This is a genomic window from Helicobacter sp. 11S03491-1, from assembly GCF_002272835.1.
GTDB lineage: Bacteria > Campylobacterota > Campylobacteria > Campylobacterales > Helicobacteraceae > Helicobacter_J.
Window position 1 is genome coordinate 110,572 of record NZ_MLAO01000002.1, and the last position, 16,755, is coordinate 127,326.

A 16,755-nucleotide genomic window follows, 5' to 3' on the forward strand; every position below is an offset into this window, starting at 1 on the left:
ACTTATCTTTTAGGATTAGCTTCATTTACTCTAATTGTTCTGCCCATAAAATCTGTTTCATTAAGAGAGCTGATAGCTTTCAAAGCTTGTGCATCTTCCATTTCTACAAAACCAAAACCTTTTGCTCTATCTGTTTCTCTATCACTAATAAGCTTGACAGAAACTACGTTGCCATATTTGCTAAAGAGTTCTTTAACATCCTCGCTAGTGGCATTATAAGCGAGATTTCCTACATAAATACTTTTCAATTCTTTCTCCGTTACGCTAAAAATTAGAGGCAAAACCTCAACAGACACTTCATCTTTAATGTGTAGGCAGAGAATTAAAGATTTTAGAAATACTAACAAAACTCAAGCTTACATACTAAAGGTATCATATGGTAAGCTAGTTAAGCTTAAAAACAATTAAATAATGCGTTATTCATTCCTCAAAATTGATAAAGCATTAACTTTTGAAGCTTTTTTGGCAGGATAATAAGAGGAGATACATACAATTACAATAGCTCCAACAATAGTAGAAAAAAAGTCCGTCATTGATAAATCAATGGGTAATCGCGTGATACCATATACATCTGCAGGCAAAGATATAATAGGAAATGTTGATAGAATATAGAGAGTTAGCATCGATAGGATGATCCCTAAAATAATCCCTCCTATGCCAATAAAATTTCCCAACCAAAAAAAAGTTTTTTTGATTTCTCTCGAGCTTGCTCCTAAGCTTAAAAGCAATGCTATTTCCTTGCGTCTATTCATGATGACCATTAATAAAGAGCTAATGATATTCAAAGATGCCATAAGAATAATAAGCATCAATACGATAAATAAAACTCTTTTTTCCAGTGCCATAGCAGAGAAAAAATTTCCATTTTGTTGCCACCAACCCTCAACCCCTATTCCATAATTGGGAATTTCCAGAAGGGCTTGCTTGATTTTGTCAATATCATTCATAGGATCTTTGGAGAAGACATGTATTCCATCATAAATATCGGGTTTTATATTTTTGATAGCTCCAATGGCTGCAAGATTGGTATAAATATAACTTGTATCATAGGCTTTAAGACCTGAATCAAAAAAACCCTTCACATCAAATCTTTTCATTGTAGGAGAAAAAGTTAATCCTGTAGGTTCAAGTTTGGTGAAAAATAAACTTAGTTTAGAATTTTTTTCTAAAACTAGCGCATCTTTGAGTCCTTCACCAACAATGAGTGAAAATTTATCTTGATAAAAATCTTTTATATCCACTCCTTGGAGTGCTTTTGCAAGAATTTCATTGATTTTAGCTTCTTTTTGAATATCTACCCCAAAAACAATGCCTGCAGACATGATTCCATTAGCTCTTGCAACAGATTGAATACGTAAATAAGGGCTAAAAACCAGATGAGGGAATTTGCTTTCAAGTTGGTCTAAGATATTTTTAGAGATTCCTTTATGGCTTGTTGCAAACAGCGTGAGGGGATAATTCATTACAAAAAGTTTTTTTTCAAATTCTTTGCTCATGCCATTCATGATTGCCATAGCTACGATCAATACCATCACCCCTACCCCTACCCCTACAAATGCCAAAACAGCAGTAATAGAAATGAAAGGCTGTGTTTTATCAAAACGCAAATATCGTTTCAAAAGAAATAAAATTAAGTCCGTTTTTTTAAACATTATTAGCTAATAATCCTTTTTTTGGACCACTTTTTCCATGACATTGTTTATATTTTTTGCCACTTCCACAAGGGCATAAATCATTTCTGGATATTTTTTTAGGATTAATATCTAATTCAATTTCGTCAATATTATAATCAAGATTTTCTTGGGATTCTTCAAGTTCTTCAAGTATTTTTTGTGCAGAATCTTGGGCTTGGGCTTGAGTATTTTCTGCTTGGAATTGAATAATATGAAGTGTCTTGATGGCTTCTAGTTTGATAGATTCAATAAGTTCTAAAAACAAATTATAGCTTTCTTTTTTGTATTCGACCAAAGGATCTTTTTGATTATAGCCTCTCAATCCAATGCCTGTTTTGAGATTATCCATCGTATAAAGATGTTCTCTCCAAGTATTATCAAGTACTTGAAGATAAATAATTCTTTCTATTTCATTTCTTTGTTCAGCACCCAAAGAGGACATTTTTTCTTCATAAGTTTGGGTGAGTTTATCTGAAATAAGTTGGTAAATTGCTTCATCATTTAGGTCGTTGAACATATTTTTTTGTATTTGAATCCCGAAGTCCTCTTGGATAATTGCACTTAGGGCTTCTAAATTGAAATTTTCCGGAGTGTCTCCTTGAAAAATCTGTGCTCTCTTGAGGGATTCACACAGGGCATATTCACGATTTTCTGTAATCCGATTGCCCATATGATAGCTTGTATCCAGAAGTTCATTCCTAAATTTATAAACAGTTTTTCTTTGTTCATTAGCAACATCATCATATTCTAAGAGATGTTTTCTTGATTCGAAATGCAAGTTTTCTACTTTTTTTTGGGCATTTTCTACAGATCGTGTTACAAGTCCGGATTCAATATGCTCTCCATTTTTTAATCCAAGTTTTTCCATAACCCCCTTAATACGATCGCTGCCAAATATTCTTAAAAGCGGATCTTCCAAACTCAAATAAAATTGACTTGTGCCCGGATCTCCTTGTCTGCCACTTCTTCCCCTTAATTGATTATCAATTCTGCGACTTTCATGCCTTTCTGTACCAATAATATACAATCCCCCTAATTGTTTTATCTCTTCTTCAAGCTTAATATCCACACCACGTCCGGCCATATTTGTAGCAATCGTAACAGCTCCTTTTTTGCCGGCATCTTTAATAATTTCTGCTTCTTTGGTATGTTGTTTGGCATTCAATACTGTGTGGGGAATACGTTGTTTTTGAAGGAACTCATGAAGAACCTCACTTTTTTCAATACTTGCAGTCCCCACAAGGACAGGTTGTCCCTTAGAGTAAAGTTCTTTGATTTTATCAATGACAGCTTCAAATTTTTCTTGCTCACTTTTGTATATAAGATCATTGAGATCTTTTCTGCGAATAGGTACATTTGTAGGGATAGAAACGACTTCCAGATTATAAATTTGTAAGAATTCACTTGCTTCAGTTTGCGCTGTTCCTGTCATGCCTGAGAGTTTTTCATAAAGTCTAAAGTAATTTTGAAAAGTAATATCAGCTAAAGTTTGGCTTTCTTCTTTGATTTTTACCCCTTCTTTAGCTTCTAGTGCCTGATGAAGCCCCTCACTAAAACGACGTCCTTCGCTCAATCTTCCTGTAAATTCATCAACAATGATCACTTCCCCTTCTTGGACAACATAGTCTTTATCTTTGGCGAATAAAAAATTAGCTTTAAGGGCTTGGTCAAGATGGTGAGAGAGAGCAGCATTTTCAATGCTGTATAAATTATCAATTTTGAATAATTCCTCAGCTTTTTTGATGCCATTTTCGTTAATAAGGATAACACGATTTTTTTCATCAATCGTAAAATCTTCTTGAGGTTTGAGATTTTTAGCAACCTTATTAGCAGATTCGTAGTTTTCCATTTTGCGATTAACAGGACCTGATATAATAAGGGGTGTTCTTGCCTCATCAATTAAAATAGAATCGACTTCATCAACAATAGCAAAAAAGTGTTCTTTTTGGACTTTTTGATCAAGAGAATATTTCATATTATCTCGCAAATAGTCAAAGCCAAATTCATTATTTGTTCCATAAACAATATGGTTTGCATAGACTTGAAGTCTTTGATTATCATCTTTGACTTCTGCTGTAATCACCCCGATAGTGTAACCCAAAAAATTATAAAGAGGTTGCATTTGATTGGCATCTCTGTTTGCTAAATAATCATTAACAGTAACAACATGCACACTTTTTGCGCTCATGGCATTGAGTGCTACAGCCAAAGTAGCCACTAATGTTTTTCCTTCCCCGGTTTTCATCTCAGCAATTTTGCCATCATGGAGTACCATCCCCCCTATGAGCTGGACATCAAAATGTCTCATATTTAAGATTCTTTTGGAGGCCTCTCTGGTGATAGCAAAACTATCTTCTAAAACGTCATCAAGTTTTTTTTCATTATTTTGGACAGAGATTTTGAGGGCATTAAATTCATTTTGTAATGTTTCATCGCTCATTACTTCATATTTAGATTCTAATGCATTGATGGCTTGAACACGTTTTTGATATTTTTTTATAAGTTTATCGTTGCGAGTGCCTATGATTTTTCCTATCAATGTTTGTATCATGGAACGACCTTCATGTTTTTGGATAATTTAAGCAATTGTTAATTCTAACATAGTTACGATAAAATTCTTTTAAAGATAGAATAATCTTCTTAAGGTGGTGAGTATCTATAATGAAAATCTTAATCATATGTTTATTATTCATGGGAAATGTTTATGGGTTGGGCGATGATATTAAAAGTTTTCGTGCAAATTTTATACAAAATGTCCAAGGAGAAAATGGCGATAAAATAACCTATCAAGGGAGCATAGAAGCAAAAATTCCTAATCTGGCAAAATGGATATATAAAAATCCACTGGAAAAAGAAATCTACATCAATGGAGAAGATGTTGTGGTTTATGAACCTAAACTTTATCAAGCAACTATTTCTCATCTCAAAGAAAAAACAGATTTTTTTTCTATATTAAATAACGCTGTTGCAGATAAAGAGGGTAAATATCACTCCAAAATCGGCAAAACTATTTATTGGCTTACTTTTAAAGATAAAAAACCTTATTTATTGGAGTTTCAAGATGATTTTGATAATAAAGTTTCTATTAAGTTCACCAAAGTTCTCATTAATCAACCTATTGAAGATAGCGATTTTGTTTTTATTCCAAAAGAAGGGATTGATATTATTGAGCAATAATTATCAAAATATTAAGGTATAATGCGTCTTATGGGGCTGACTTGGCTTCGACAGGAGTTATGTCGCTTGGGCTGCATGTCGGCTGTATGCCGTAAAACTACAAAAAATAAACGCAAATAATACAAATTACGCTCCGGCTTACGCAAAAGTAGCGTGAGTTTAATCTACTCTTAGGAGCTGGTCTTTTCAGAAATGCTAGCTATCTGATTAGTCCATCATCACTGCTAGATGCCCTTGGGTTTTGTCCGGACACAAGGAAAGATTTTGACTGCTTATTTTGCTTGTTTTAAAGATTGAGCAACGAAATAAAAAGATTTTCAATCTTTGTTTAAGCATGTAGAGGCTCTTGTAGGGTATGATTTTTGGACTGGGGTTCGATTCCCCACAGCTCCACCATCGCAACTTCTTTAGATATTTCAGATTTAGTTTAAAGAATTACATTTTTAAAAATCAGTTTTTAATTTATTGTATAATTTTGTAATTAAAATACATGGATACCGTTTTAAGGTATTAAAAGTAAAGGTATAGTTATGTTTAAAAATGAATTATTGCAAGATTTGGAAAAACAATTTGAAACCTTGGGAAATGCAAGAAATTTAGCTATCAAATATGATAAAGAGTTTCTGGAGTTTTTACTTAAAAAATCAAAATTTAAACAAGAATTTAGCAGTAAGTTTTTCATACAAATTGCGGGTAGTTTTGTTTTTAAACAAGATGATTTTTTGACTTTTTTAGACCTTAGAAGTTTAGGTGGAAGTTGGACAAATTATACTAACAAAATCGGCTTGGCAAACAAAATCAAAGTGTTTTTAAAGACACAAAATGAAGTCGTCTTAAACTTCCCCTTCAAAGATTGTGTATTAGCAGGTGGGGCAAATAAAGATGAAGGCAAGAGAAAAGAAATATTTTTTAATGAAATCTTAGCAAAAGATGAGATTGATATCTTATTCTCTCCTAAAGTATTGCACAACTTTGAATACATCACTTATGAGTCAGTCAGTCAGTCAGTCAGTCAGTCAGTCAGTCAGTCAGTCAGTCAGTCAGTCAGTCAGTCAGTCAGTCAGTCAGTCAGTCAGTCAGTCTCAATATCATAGCGTAAAATCCGCAATACATCCCCAACAAGACTCAAAAGAACTTTTAGACTTATTAAAAAATCAAGATTTTTCCGGTTTCCCTAACTTGTTGCTTCAAGGTAACAATCTCTTAAGCTTACATTCTCTCAAACATGTCAAATCTATCTACGGGCAAGTCAAACTCATTTATATAGATCCTCCCTACAATACAGGTAAGGATAGCTTTAACTATAATGACAATTTCAATCATTGTACTTGGCTTACTTTTATGAAAAATCGCCTGGAAATAGCCTATGAATTCCTGCGTGAAGATGGGGTAATATTTATCCAATGTGATGATAACGAACAAGCTTATCTCAAAGTGCTTTGTGATGAGATTTTTGGGAGAGAGAATTTTGTAGCAACGATATGTTGGGAAAAAAAGACATCACCACAAAATGATGCTAAATGGCTGAGTGATAATCATGATTTTATTTTAATTTATGCAAGAAATAAAAAAGTATGGAGACCTAATCTCTTACCTAGAACAAAAGAAATGGATGCCAGATACACTAATCCTGATAATGATCCTAGGGGGCCATGGATGGGAGGAGATTTATCAGTAAGAACTTATAATTTAAATTATGATTTTCCCATAACTACACCATCAGGAAGAATCGTAAATCCTCCTACCGGAAGAAGTTGGAGAACTTCAAGAGAAGGTTTTAAAAAATTACTAACTGATAATAGAATTTATTTTGGAAAAAACGGCAATAATGTTCCGACTATAAAAAGATTTTTAAATGAAGTAAAAAATGGCATCACTAGTCTAACTGTGTGGGCAGCAAAAGATGTTGGAACAAATTTAATTGCTAAAAATGAGATCAAGGCTTTGTTTGATAACAAAAATTCACACATAGAAGCAGCTGAGATAAGAAATCAGAATTTTCAAGAAGTGAGTCAAGAAAATTATTCAAATGACAATATTCGGATACACAATAAAGTTGCAACACCTCTATTTGCTACTCCCAAACCCGAAGCCTTACTCAAACGCATTATCGAAATCTCCACTGCACAAGGGGATCTTGTAATGGATTTTTTTGCAGGGAGTGGGACGACTCTGGCTGTAGCGCACAAGATGCATCGCAAATGGGTAGGTATCGAACAGATGGATTATATAGAAAATATTACCAAAAAACGTCTTGAAATGGTCGTATATGGGGAGCAAGGAGGGATAAGCAAGGCTGTGGGGTGGAAAAGTGGAGGGGAATTTGTTTATGCGAAATTAGCGTCTTTCAATGCTCTTTATAAGGAAAAAATTCAAAATTCAACCGAACAAAAAGAATTAGAAAATATCTATGAAGATCTGGAGCAAAAGGCTTTTTTGGATTATCATATAGACTTGCAAGCAATTTTGAAAGACAAAGAATTTAAAGACTTGAATTTAGAAAATAAAAAAGAAATTTTAAGACTTCTTTTGGATTCTAATATGGATTATCTTCCTTATGGAGATATTAAAGATGCTGTTTATGGGGTAGATAAAAATACTATAGAACTCAATGAAATTTTTTATAAAGATTAAAAAATGGAAAAATTACATGATGAATTAAAGATAGCTTTAGAATATGGAAATGTCGAGATCCCCCTTCATATCAGTGAAAATCTCAATAAAGAACTTCGAGAGTATCAAAAAAATGCTTTGAAATATTTTCTTCTCCAGCGTAAAAAACCCAAGACAAATCATCTGATGTTTCATATGGCTACAGGAAGTGGGAAGACAGTGATTATGGCTGCTTTGATGTTGGATTGTTTTTCCAGAGGGTATAGAAACTTCGTATTTTTTGTGAATTCCACTGCGATTGTGGAAAAAACAAAGGCTAATTTTGTTGATAAAAATTCAAGTAAATATCTTTTTGAAGATAGGATTATTATAGATGGCAAAAATGTCGCCATCAATGTAATCAATAATCTCAATGAAAGCAAGCAAGATTGTATGAATATCTATTTTACAACGATTCAATCTTTGTTCGCACTTTTTTCTTGTGAGAGAGAAAATGCCCTAACACTACAAGATCTTATCAATAAGAAGCTTGTATTTTTGGCTGATGAGGCGCACCATCTCAATGCCGAAACTAAAAAAATAAACAAAAAAGAAAAAGAAGAAAAAAAAGACTGGGAGAGTGTTGTCAAAAAAGCCTATGAAAGCAACAAAGAAAATCTATTGCTTGAATTTAGTGCTACAATCCCCAAAGATAAAAATGTGCCAGAAAAATATAAAGACAAGATCGTTTATGAATACGATCTGGCAAAATTTTGCAAAGATGGGTATTCTAAGCGTATTTTTGTAATAAAATATGAAAATTCCAAGATAGAATATCGTTTCTTGGGGGCAATGCTTTTGAGTTTGTTTCGAGAATTGCTTGCTCAAAAGTATGCAATATTCTTAAAACCCGTTATTCTCTTTAAAAGTGAGGCGATTGCTGCTTCAAAAACAAATCAAAATCTTTTTTTAAGTTTTTTGGATACATTAGATCCCTATGTGGTAGAGGAATTTTATAAGCATGCCATATTAGAGGGGAGTGAATTATTTAAGAAAAGTTTAGAATTTTTTAGAGAGGAATTTGGTGATACTTTTTTAGAAAAAATTACAAATTTTTTGAAATGTAATTTTAAAAAAGCTTACACTATCAATGTCAATGATAACAACGATCTTGAAAACAAGCAAATGCTTTTAAATTCTCTAGAAAATCCCAACAATCGGATAAGAGTGATTTTTGCAGTTGATAAACTCAATGAGGGATGGGATGTGCTAAATCTATTTGATATTGTGAGATTAGGAAATGTAAAAAGCAAGATCGCAACGACAAAAGAAGCCCAACTTATCGGGCGTGGCGCTAGATATTATCCCTTTGAAGACAGAGAAAAAATTGGGGCAAAAAATAAACGCAAATTTGATAAAGATTTGGAAAATGACTTGAGTATTTTGGAAAGATTGAGTTATCATACGCTCAATGAAGTTGCATTTATCAAAAATTTGAATGAAAGCATGATGGATGAAGGACTTATTTTAGAAGATTCGAGGCAAAGGGTTGCGTTAAAACTAAATCCAAATGTAGAGCAGATTATGCAAAAATATAAAATCTATTATGCAAAAAATAATCGAATAAAAAAGAAAGATTTAAGCTACTTTGAGATTACAAAAAAAGAGTTGGATCAAAAAATAAGAACTCTAAAAATACCGCTTTTTTCAAATGACATTCAAGAAGTCGAAGAAAAATTTGAAAAGATAAAAGAAGAAGAGGAATCAGGAATATTTGCCAAGATTGGGAAAAGGGTTGATGTGAAGTATTTTCTTAAGGCTATGAATATCCTTGGTCTGAGTTTTGAGGATTTGAGCAAATGTTTTGATACTTTGCCAAGCAAACATGAGTTTGTCCAAAAATATTTAGGAGAAATTGATGTTTGCTTTTCTAAAAAACAAATATTTTCTGAGGAGAATAATTTAGAGATTGCTAAGTTTATTATTGAGAATTTTAAAGAAATCAAACAAACCATAAAGTCAGAATATGAAATAACTCCTTTTCAGGCAGAGGAACTTATAGGAAAAGATCGTGTGATTTACACGATAAAAGAGGTAGAAACAAAATCTTATGATTGGTTGTATTATCATCAGTGCAGGTTTGATAGCGATCTGGAAAAGGAATTTTTAAAATTTATTGAAGGAAACAAACAAAAAATCAGCGAGATTTTTTCTCAATGGTTTTTGATAAGAAATGATGGGTTTGAGGAATTTAAGATTTATGATAATCGCGAAGGGGAATCAACTTATGGGATGGGATTTGAACCTGATTTTATCTTTTTTGGAAAGAAAAAGGCAGAGGAGAAGAAGTTTTTGAGTATTGAGTGTTTTATTGAGGTAAAAGGGGATCATTTGTCCGGGGATAATAAAGGTGATGAAAAATCTGCAACCGAAGGTGTTGATACTTGGAAAGAGAGATTTTTAGAAATTCTAAAAAATCAAGAAGTGAGTACAAAAATAAATGAGACTCTCACATTGTTTTCTTTGCCATTTTTTAGAAAAAAACATAATGAAAAATTTGTGGATGCTTTTTTTAGATTCCTAAACTAGTTGATGGGTATCCACAAGTTGATTTTCCAAATATGAGTTTTCATGAGATCAACATAGGCGGGTGTAAGCGGATATGTTTGTTTGTAAAATCAATGCTATTGTTATATTTTGGGTTAGGGTCTCTCAAAGGTTTCTTGGAGTAAATATTGATATAAAAGCCGGAAACAGTCTCAAAAGGTTATTTCCGGCTTTTGGGTCAAAAAATTTATTGTGAGAGAGGGTAGGCGCATCTTCCTTGAGAGCATTGATTGATTGAAGTAGCGCTTGGATAGGTTAAACTGCCTCTTCTGTCCTCTCCATCACCTGTGCAATTGTTGTTAGAAACAAACTCATTCATAGGTGAAACTCTAGAGGGATCTCGCACTTGTAAGGTCATAAAATTAACGATAGGGTATGGAAATAATACTCCAAAAATTCTGTCTAAATCTGTTGTTGGAGTAACGCTTTGGGCAAAATTAGCGCGTGATATTGTCTCAAGATTGGTTTGCACAACTGAGAGTCCATCAGTTGTGCGCAAAATCACAAGAGCATGTCCAACTGTTTGAGTTGGAGTTCTCATTCGTATGGAGGCAATCCAGGCATTTCCTACAGGAGAATCTAAAAGTGTTTGTAAATGTCTGATTACATCAACTCGGGTAAGGAAGTATTGTGAAGGAAACCAATCAAATTGGGGTAGCATTGCCCTTGAGCTTGCCCAAAATAGTCTTGCATCTCTATCTGCAAGGCTTTCTCCGGGATAAAGAGGAGTATTAGACCAATTTACTAAATTTCCTCTTAACTCATCATTCAAATCAGGGAATCTTTGCGCAAAAGAATCAAAAGGGTTGCTGCTTGAGGCAATATCAAAGAAAAATCCCCGTCTTCCGGGAGGTTCTCCGGGGTAATGAGTCTCTAGTTCGGCTATCATTTGATAAGATTGTAAAAGACAAACCCCGCAAATCCCGCTTACTTGTTGGACTTGATTTGTAGTTCTTGCTATTGCCCACAATCTCCGAATCCAATCATCATTTAACCTAAAATCAGGGGGCAGAGCGACTTTTGGAGTTTGGCTGAGAGTTGTATTTTTTTGAGATTTTGCTCCCGGGGCAGGGCAATAAGATAGGGTTTCTCCTAAATTTCCATTTACATATCTTACCCATCGTTGTAAATCTTGATCAAGAAAGAAAATAGATGTAGGAGAATTGGTTGTATCTTTTTGCAAATAATCAAGCTTGGCTGTATAGGGAACACCCCAATTGCTGCCATATTTGGTAACTCTTAGGGCATTTTTTTTATAATCTGTGATAGCACCTCCTTTAGGGGTTGTAAAAGAGACGTCCCAGTAAGCAGAATCATCTTTTGTTGATGGAGCATCACTGCATAATTCCCAACTAACCCAATTCCAATCATAAGTGTTAATTTGACTTTTCATACAATAAAGACTCCCACTCACTCCGTCATATTGGGCAATATGTCCATTATCAGGATTGTAATAAAGCCAAACATAGCTATCCCACGATCGATTATTTCCAATATAATAACGCTCCATTTTGGAAGATTCAACAAAATTCCATCCAATGGAGGTTCTTATGCTAATGTTTCCGGGTGTCGCTATTGTGGCAAGCCATTCTTTCATGGAATCATCAAGAGTATGATCATGCTTATCTGCGCTATCTTTGGTGAGATAAAGCCAAGTCGTGCTTTTAATGCGGTATTTTCCATCAGCAGTCCAAAAAGCATTATCCTTGATTATCCAGCGTTGGTTGGGGGTGTTGATAGCGCAAGGAGACAGATAAATATAATCCCATTGTGTTGTGCCATCTGTTACGTTTGTGGGCGCACTTAAACATACCCATACATCATTGATATGATAACTGATGCGTTGAAAAACATCATATCTTGCAGGAATGGCTCTTGGATCATCGCAGTTCAAAATTTCTACAAAACCTCCATTGGGTTGAAAAATAGGAATATAACAAGTTTTTACTCCCGAAGAATTTAACATGATAGCTTTGTCTTTTGGTTTATCTGTAGGTTTTTGAATAATGGAAGCAGGGATTGGGTTAGACTTTGTATTGGCTTTATGAGGATTGGATAAAATATTTGAAGGATTATCCATAGAATCCATAGAAACAGACTTTTGAGCAATTAGTGGATTTATAAAAAAGTATGAAATAATAAATGTATTGATAATTGAATAGATCATTTTATTCATTTGTTGCTCCTTATTTAATAATAATTTAGTAGTGTTGAGGATTTTATTGTAATAATAATTAAAATTCAATAGTAATAATTATTCATTGAATAATAAATTATATTTTTAATTTGATCGCCCATTTTTAGAGAAAGCGATGCATTAAATAATACAATGAAGATTAGTAAATTTCCCGGATTAGGGTTAGATGGGATTTTAATAATACTGTTTGATTATTAGAATTTGTAATTTTATGAATACTTAATCTTCTTGTAGTTTTTGATAAAAAATGGAAATAAGGATATTGTTATCTAAAATAAAGTATATTAAGATTTCTAAAAATTGAGATACAAACTCAATCAACTAACCATCTAATACCCTAAAAAGGCTATTGATATGAGACATTTTTTAACACTTGGAGATTTGAGCAAAGAAGATATTCTCCAAATTTTGGATTTGGCTATTGAAATAAAAGATTGTTTTTTGCAAAATCGTCCAACCCCTCATAGAATGGAGAATAAAATTCTTGCAATGATATTTGAAAAGAATTCTACTCGCACAAGAGTAAGTTTTGAAGCCGGGATTTATCAACTCGGAGGAATGGGGATGTTTTTGTCAAGTAAAGACATTCAATTAGGAAGGGGAGAACCTATCAGGGATACAGCCAGAGCTATTGGTTCTATGGTAGATATGGTTATGTTGCGCACTTATGCCCAAGAAAGATTGCAAGAGTTTGCTCAATATTCTCCGGTACCTGTTATTAATGGCTTGAGTGACTTGTTTCACCCTGCGCAACTATTGACAGATTACCTTACCATGATAGAATGCGGGATATATCTTACAGATAGAAAATATAGCAGCCCTCATATTGGGATACCAAAGGTAGCTTATATTGGAGATGGGAATAATATGGCAAATTCATGGTTAATGCTAGCCTCAAAGTTAGGATTTGAATTGCGGATAGCCTCTCCTGAGGGCTATATGCCTAATGCAAATATTCTGGCTCAAGCTCTTGAATTTGCTCAAACAAGCGGGGCAATCATTCATCTCTCACACTCCCCTCAAGAAGCAATAAAAGATGCCAATGTGGTTACTACAGATACTTGGATTTCAATGGGACAAGAAGATGAAAAAGAGATGAGACAAAAGGCATTTCAAAATTATTGTATTGATGATAAGCTGATGGCTTTGGCAGATAAAAATGCCATTTTTTTACATTGTTTTCCTGCTTATAGAGGGCAAGAAGTTAGTGAGAATGTTTTAGAAGGATCTCAAAGTAGGGTGTTCAAGGAAGCCCAAAATAGACTTCATACACAAAAAGGGATCATGGTATGGCTACACAAAAACAGATAAAATACCCCGCATTTGCTCAAAAATCTGAAGCTTTATATCGGAGTTTAGAATCAGGCAAGAATCAAGCAAGTGCAAGAAAAGTCGATGATAAAAAAATACTTTTAGAACTCCAAAAAGGAGAATTTAGCTCACAAGAAGCGTGGTTTGTCAAAGATCAAGATAATCAAGAATATGTCATGATTCCTGAAGTTGTGCTTAAAAGTATTATCCGGACTATTAAGAAAGCCTATGAAGATAAGCTTAAAGTAGAACTTGAAAGAGATATTGCTACACATACTCCTATTGATTTTGATGATGTAATGGCAGTCGCAATTAATAAGCTTGAAGCATTTCGTAAAAGCGATGGAAGTTTGCCAAAAATAGATACTTCCTCCTTTGTTAAGCAAATTAAAAAAGAGTACCCCAATTTATTTTTTGACCTTGATGATTATTTTCGCAAACAAAATCTAGCCAAATAAGAAGGCAAATGTCATGATAGACTTTAAAAAATTTGTCAAGTATTCTAAATCAGGACCCAGATATACAAGCTATCCAACTGCAGTAGAATTTAGTCCAAAATTTGATTATAACGCCCTCAAAGATTCTCTTAAACGCAATGACAGCATGGATTGTCCCGATCATAAACTTCCTTTATCTTTATATGTACATTTACCTTTTTGTCGCAGTGCTTGTTATTTTTGTGGCTGTAATGTGATTTATACAAGCAAAGAAGATAAAAAAGATCGTTATATTGGTTATTTGAAAAAAGAACTTGAAATACTCAAAAAACATATGCATACAGAGCGTGAAGTAGTGCAATTTCATTTTGGCGGGGGAACTCCTACATTTTTTGATGCCAAGCAATTAGGGCAAGTGATTGATTTGATAAAAATGGCTTTTCCCAATTTTGCATCCAATGCAGAAATAAGTTGTGAAATTGATCCCAGACATTTTAGTCGTGAGCAAATGGAAGTGCTTAAAAAAAGTGGTTTTAATCGTTTGAGTTTTGGGGTGCAAGATTTTGATGAGAAAGTCCAAGAGGCTGTGCATCGTAATCAAAGTGTTGATTTTGTAGGGCGTTCAGTGGAGCTTGCTAGAGAATTTGGTATTTCTTCAATTAATTTTGATTTGATTTATGGACTGCCTTTTCAGACATATGAAACTTTTGAGCAAACATTAAAAAAAGTGATTGATTTATCTCCTGATCGTCTGGCGGTGTTTAATTATGCTCATGTGCCTTGGATGAAAAAAACAATGCGAAAGATTGATGAAACAGCACTCCCTACTCCTGATGAAAAACTTAGAATTCTAGAACATACAATTGGTTTTTTAGATAAGGAAGGGTATAAAATGATAGGCATGGATCATTTTGCCAAAACATCTGATGAACTTTATAAAGCCAGTATAGAAGGTCAATTGCGTAGGAATTTTCAAGGTTATACGACAAGAGGGTTTTCACAAACTATCGGGATTGGGCTTACCGGTATTGGAGAAGGGGTGGATTATTACACTCAAAACTACAAAGACATGCAAAATTATGAAAAAGCCATTGATAATGGAGTTTTGCCCGTAGAACGCGGGGTGAAGCTTAGTGATGAAGATATTATTAGGAAAGAAGTCATTATGGGCTTGATGAATAATTTAAGATTAGATTTTAAAAATATTGAAGAAAAATTTCACATAAAATTCCAAGAATATTTTGCACAGGAGTTAGAGTCTCTTAAAGAATATGAAGGAACTGATTTGGTTTCTCTCACAGATAAAGGAATTTATACTACTCCTACAGGAGGAATGCTTATCCGAAATATTGCCATGGTTTTTGATGAATATTTACAAAAAATTCCTATTGATCAAAGAAGATTCAGTAAGACAGTTTGAGATGAGTCTCCCTAATTTTAAAAATATTTCTCAAGATTGTGTTAAATGTGGGAAATGTATCCCAAGTTGCACAATTTATCAAATCAATCGTGATGAAAGCACTTCTCCAAGAGGCTTTTTAGATTTATTAGGAGCTTATGAGAGAGGGGATTTAGAATTAGATAAAAATGCAAAAAATATTTTTGAATCTTGTTTTTTATGCACAACTTGCGTGCAGGTTTGTCCCGGCACACTTCCGGTAGATGTTATGATTGAAAAAATACGTGTGGATATTGCCAACAAATATGGTATTGCATGGTATAAAAAAATATTTTTTTATTTACTGAAAAATCGAAAGGTAATGGATTTTGTTTTTTCATTTGTTTATTTTGTATCTCCTTGTGTTTTGCAATCAAATGACACAAAGACTAAAAATAGATTTCGCTTTAAATTACCAAAAATGGGAAAAAGGACAATTTTTCCATTTTCTTCTAAGAGTTTTTTGCAAAGATATTTTGGTGAGATTCTTTCCAAAAACAAAATTCCTAATTCAAACTTATCTCACAATAAAGTGGCAATTTTTATTGGTTGTTTGAGTAATTATAATTATGTTGGGGTAGGGGAAAGTCTGCTTTTTATTCTTGATAAACTTGGGATTAATGTCCTTATTCCTAAGCAAGAATGTTGTGGCGCTCCTGCATATTTTACGGGTGATATTAAAACAGTGAGACATTTAATTAAAAAAAATATCATTTATTTTGAGGATTTTATCCATAAAGTAGATGCAATACTTATTCCGGAAGCTACTTGTGCAGCGATGTTGATAGAAGATTGGGAGCATGCTTTAAGTGAAGATGAACAAGCAGAGGAATGGTTAAAGCGCTTGAAGCCCTTGAAGTCCAAAATGCAAATGGCAAGTTTATGGCTTGAAAAAAATACTTCTTTGATTGCAATGCTTCGCTCATCTCCTATGCAAAATCAAAGTATAACTTATCATGATCCTTGCCATGCCAGAAAAGTTTTGAAAATTTATCAAGAGCCGCGTAATCTTTTGGCACAAAATTATAAAATGATTGAGATGAGTGATTCTAGTAGATGTTGTGGGTTTGGAGGGATTAGTATGCAGAGTGATAAGTATGATTTGGTAGTCAAAGCAGGAGAACCAAAAGCAAAAATGATTCAAGAGAGTGGTGCAGATATTGTAAGCGCAGAATGTAGTGCTTGCCGTATGCAATTAGATAATGCGATGGATAATGCTAGGGTTGAAGCAACTTTTTCTCATCCATTAGAATTAATAGCCCTGGCATTAGGAAAATCATCACAGATGACTTAGAAAATACTCAAAACTAACGCAAATAAATA

12 protein-coding genes and 1 other RNA gene are annotated in these 16,755 nt (G+C 33.6%); 9 read left to right on the forward strand and 4 right to left on the reverse strand.

All coding sequences use genetic code 11. From position 1 onward, the window contains the following. Positions 1 to 2: 2 nt before the first annotated feature. From BKH45_RS01770 to secA, 3 genes are all read right to left on the reverse strand, one after another. Entirely contained in the window at positions 3 to 248 is a 246-nt protein-coding gene (locus BKH45_RS01770) for an RNA-binding protein (RefSeq protein ID WP_095273759.1), read from the reverse strand. A 168-nt stretch (positions 249 to 416) separates the two neighbouring features. Continuing rightward, complete coding sequence (locus BKH45_RS01775) at positions 417 to 1,652, reverse strand: ABC transporter permease (RefSeq protein WP_095273760.1); 1,236 nt, start codon at positions 1,650 to 1,652, stop codon at positions 417 to 419. Next, a complete protein-coding gene (gene secA, locus BKH45_RS01780) occupies positions 1,645 to 4,224 on the reverse strand; it encodes a preprotein translocase subunit SecA (protein ID WP_095273761.1) in 2,580 nt (859 codons plus the stop codon). The genes BKH45_RS01775 and secA overlap by 8 nt, the downstream gene beginning before the upstream one ends. Positions 4,225 to 4,334: 110 nt before the next feature. Here secA and lolA point away from each other — a divergent pair, with 110 nt between their 5' ends. The 5 genes from lolA (at position 4,335) to BKH45_RS01805 (ending at position 10,031) form a co-directional block, all read left to right on the forward strand. Beyond that, a complete protein-coding gene (gene lolA, locus BKH45_RS01785) occupies positions 4,335 to 4,850 on the forward strand; it encodes a LolA-like outer membrane lipoprotein chaperone (RefSeq protein ID WP_095273762.1) in 516 nt (171 codons plus the stop codon). 32 nt (positions 4,851 to 4,882) lie between these two features. After that, positions 4,883 to 5,246: a transfer-messenger RNA gene (gene ssrA, locus BKH45_RS01790) on the forward strand. A gap of 134 nt (positions 5,247 to 5,380) precedes the next feature. Beyond that, positions 5,381 to 5,944: a site-specific DNA-methyltransferase gene (locus tag BKH45_RS01795; RefSeq protein WP_095273763.1), complete on the forward strand. Its 564-nt coding sequence runs from the start codon at positions 5,381 to 5,383 to the stop codon at positions 5,942 to 5,944. Between the two features lie 13 nt (positions 5,945 to 5,957). Then, positions 5,958 to 7,484, forward strand: a complete 1,527-nt coding sequence (locus tag BKH45_RS09010) for a site-specific DNA-methyltransferase (protein ID WP_257874477.1) — start codon at positions 5,958 to 5,960, stop codon at positions 7,482 to 7,484. 3 nt (positions 7,485 to 7,487) lie between these two features. Beyond that, on the forward strand, positions 7,488 to 10,031 hold the full coding sequence (locus BKH45_RS01805; protein WP_095273765.1) for a DEAD/DEAH box helicase family protein: 2,544 nt from the start codon (positions 7,488 to 7,490) through the stop codon (positions 10,029 to 10,031). Between the two features lie 205 nt (positions 10,032 to 10,236). On the opposite strand, the gene BKH45_RS01810 is transcribed toward BKH45_RS01805, so the two are convergent. Beyond that, positions 10,237 to 12,225 carry a DUF1561 family protein gene (locus tag BKH45_RS01810; protein ID WP_219349978.1) on the reverse strand — a complete coding sequence of 663 codons (1,989 nt, stop codon included), beginning with the start codon at positions 12,223 to 12,225 and terminating at the stop codon, positions 10,237 to 10,239. A 375-nt stretch (positions 12,226 to 12,600) separates the two neighbouring features. Between BKH45_RS01810 and argF the strand changes: the two genes are divergently transcribed. The 4 genes from argF to BKH45_RS01830 are packed head-to-tail and all read left to right on the forward strand — an operon-like array spanning position 12,601 to position 16,726. Then, the gene (argF, locus tag BKH45_RS01815; protein WP_095273766.1) at positions 12,601 to 13,557 is read left to right on the forward strand and encodes an ornithine carbamoyltransferase; all 957 of its coding nucleotides are present in this window, start codon (positions 12,601 to 12,603) and stop codon (positions 13,555 to 13,557) included. After that, on the forward strand, positions 13,536 to 14,015 hold the full coding sequence (locus BKH45_RS01820) for a DUF2603 domain-containing protein (RefSeq protein ID WP_095273767.1): 480 nt from the start codon (positions 13,536 to 13,538) through the stop codon (positions 14,013 to 14,015). Before argF ends, BKH45_RS01820 begins: the two co-directional genes overlap by 22 nt. A gap of 13 nt (positions 14,016 to 14,028) precedes the next feature. Further along, complete coding sequence (gene hemN / locus BKH45_RS01825) at positions 14,029 to 15,414, forward strand: oxygen-independent coproporphyrinogen III oxidase (protein ID WP_095273768.1); 1,386 nt, start codon at positions 14,029 to 14,031, stop codon at positions 15,412 to 15,414. A gap of 1 nt (position 15,415) precedes the next feature. Further along, a complete protein-coding gene (locus BKH45_RS01830; RefSeq protein WP_095273846.1) occupies positions 15,416 to 16,726 on the forward strand; it encodes a (Fe-S)-binding protein in 1,311 nt (436 codons plus the stop codon). Positions 16,727 to 16,755: the final 29 nt, after the last annotated feature.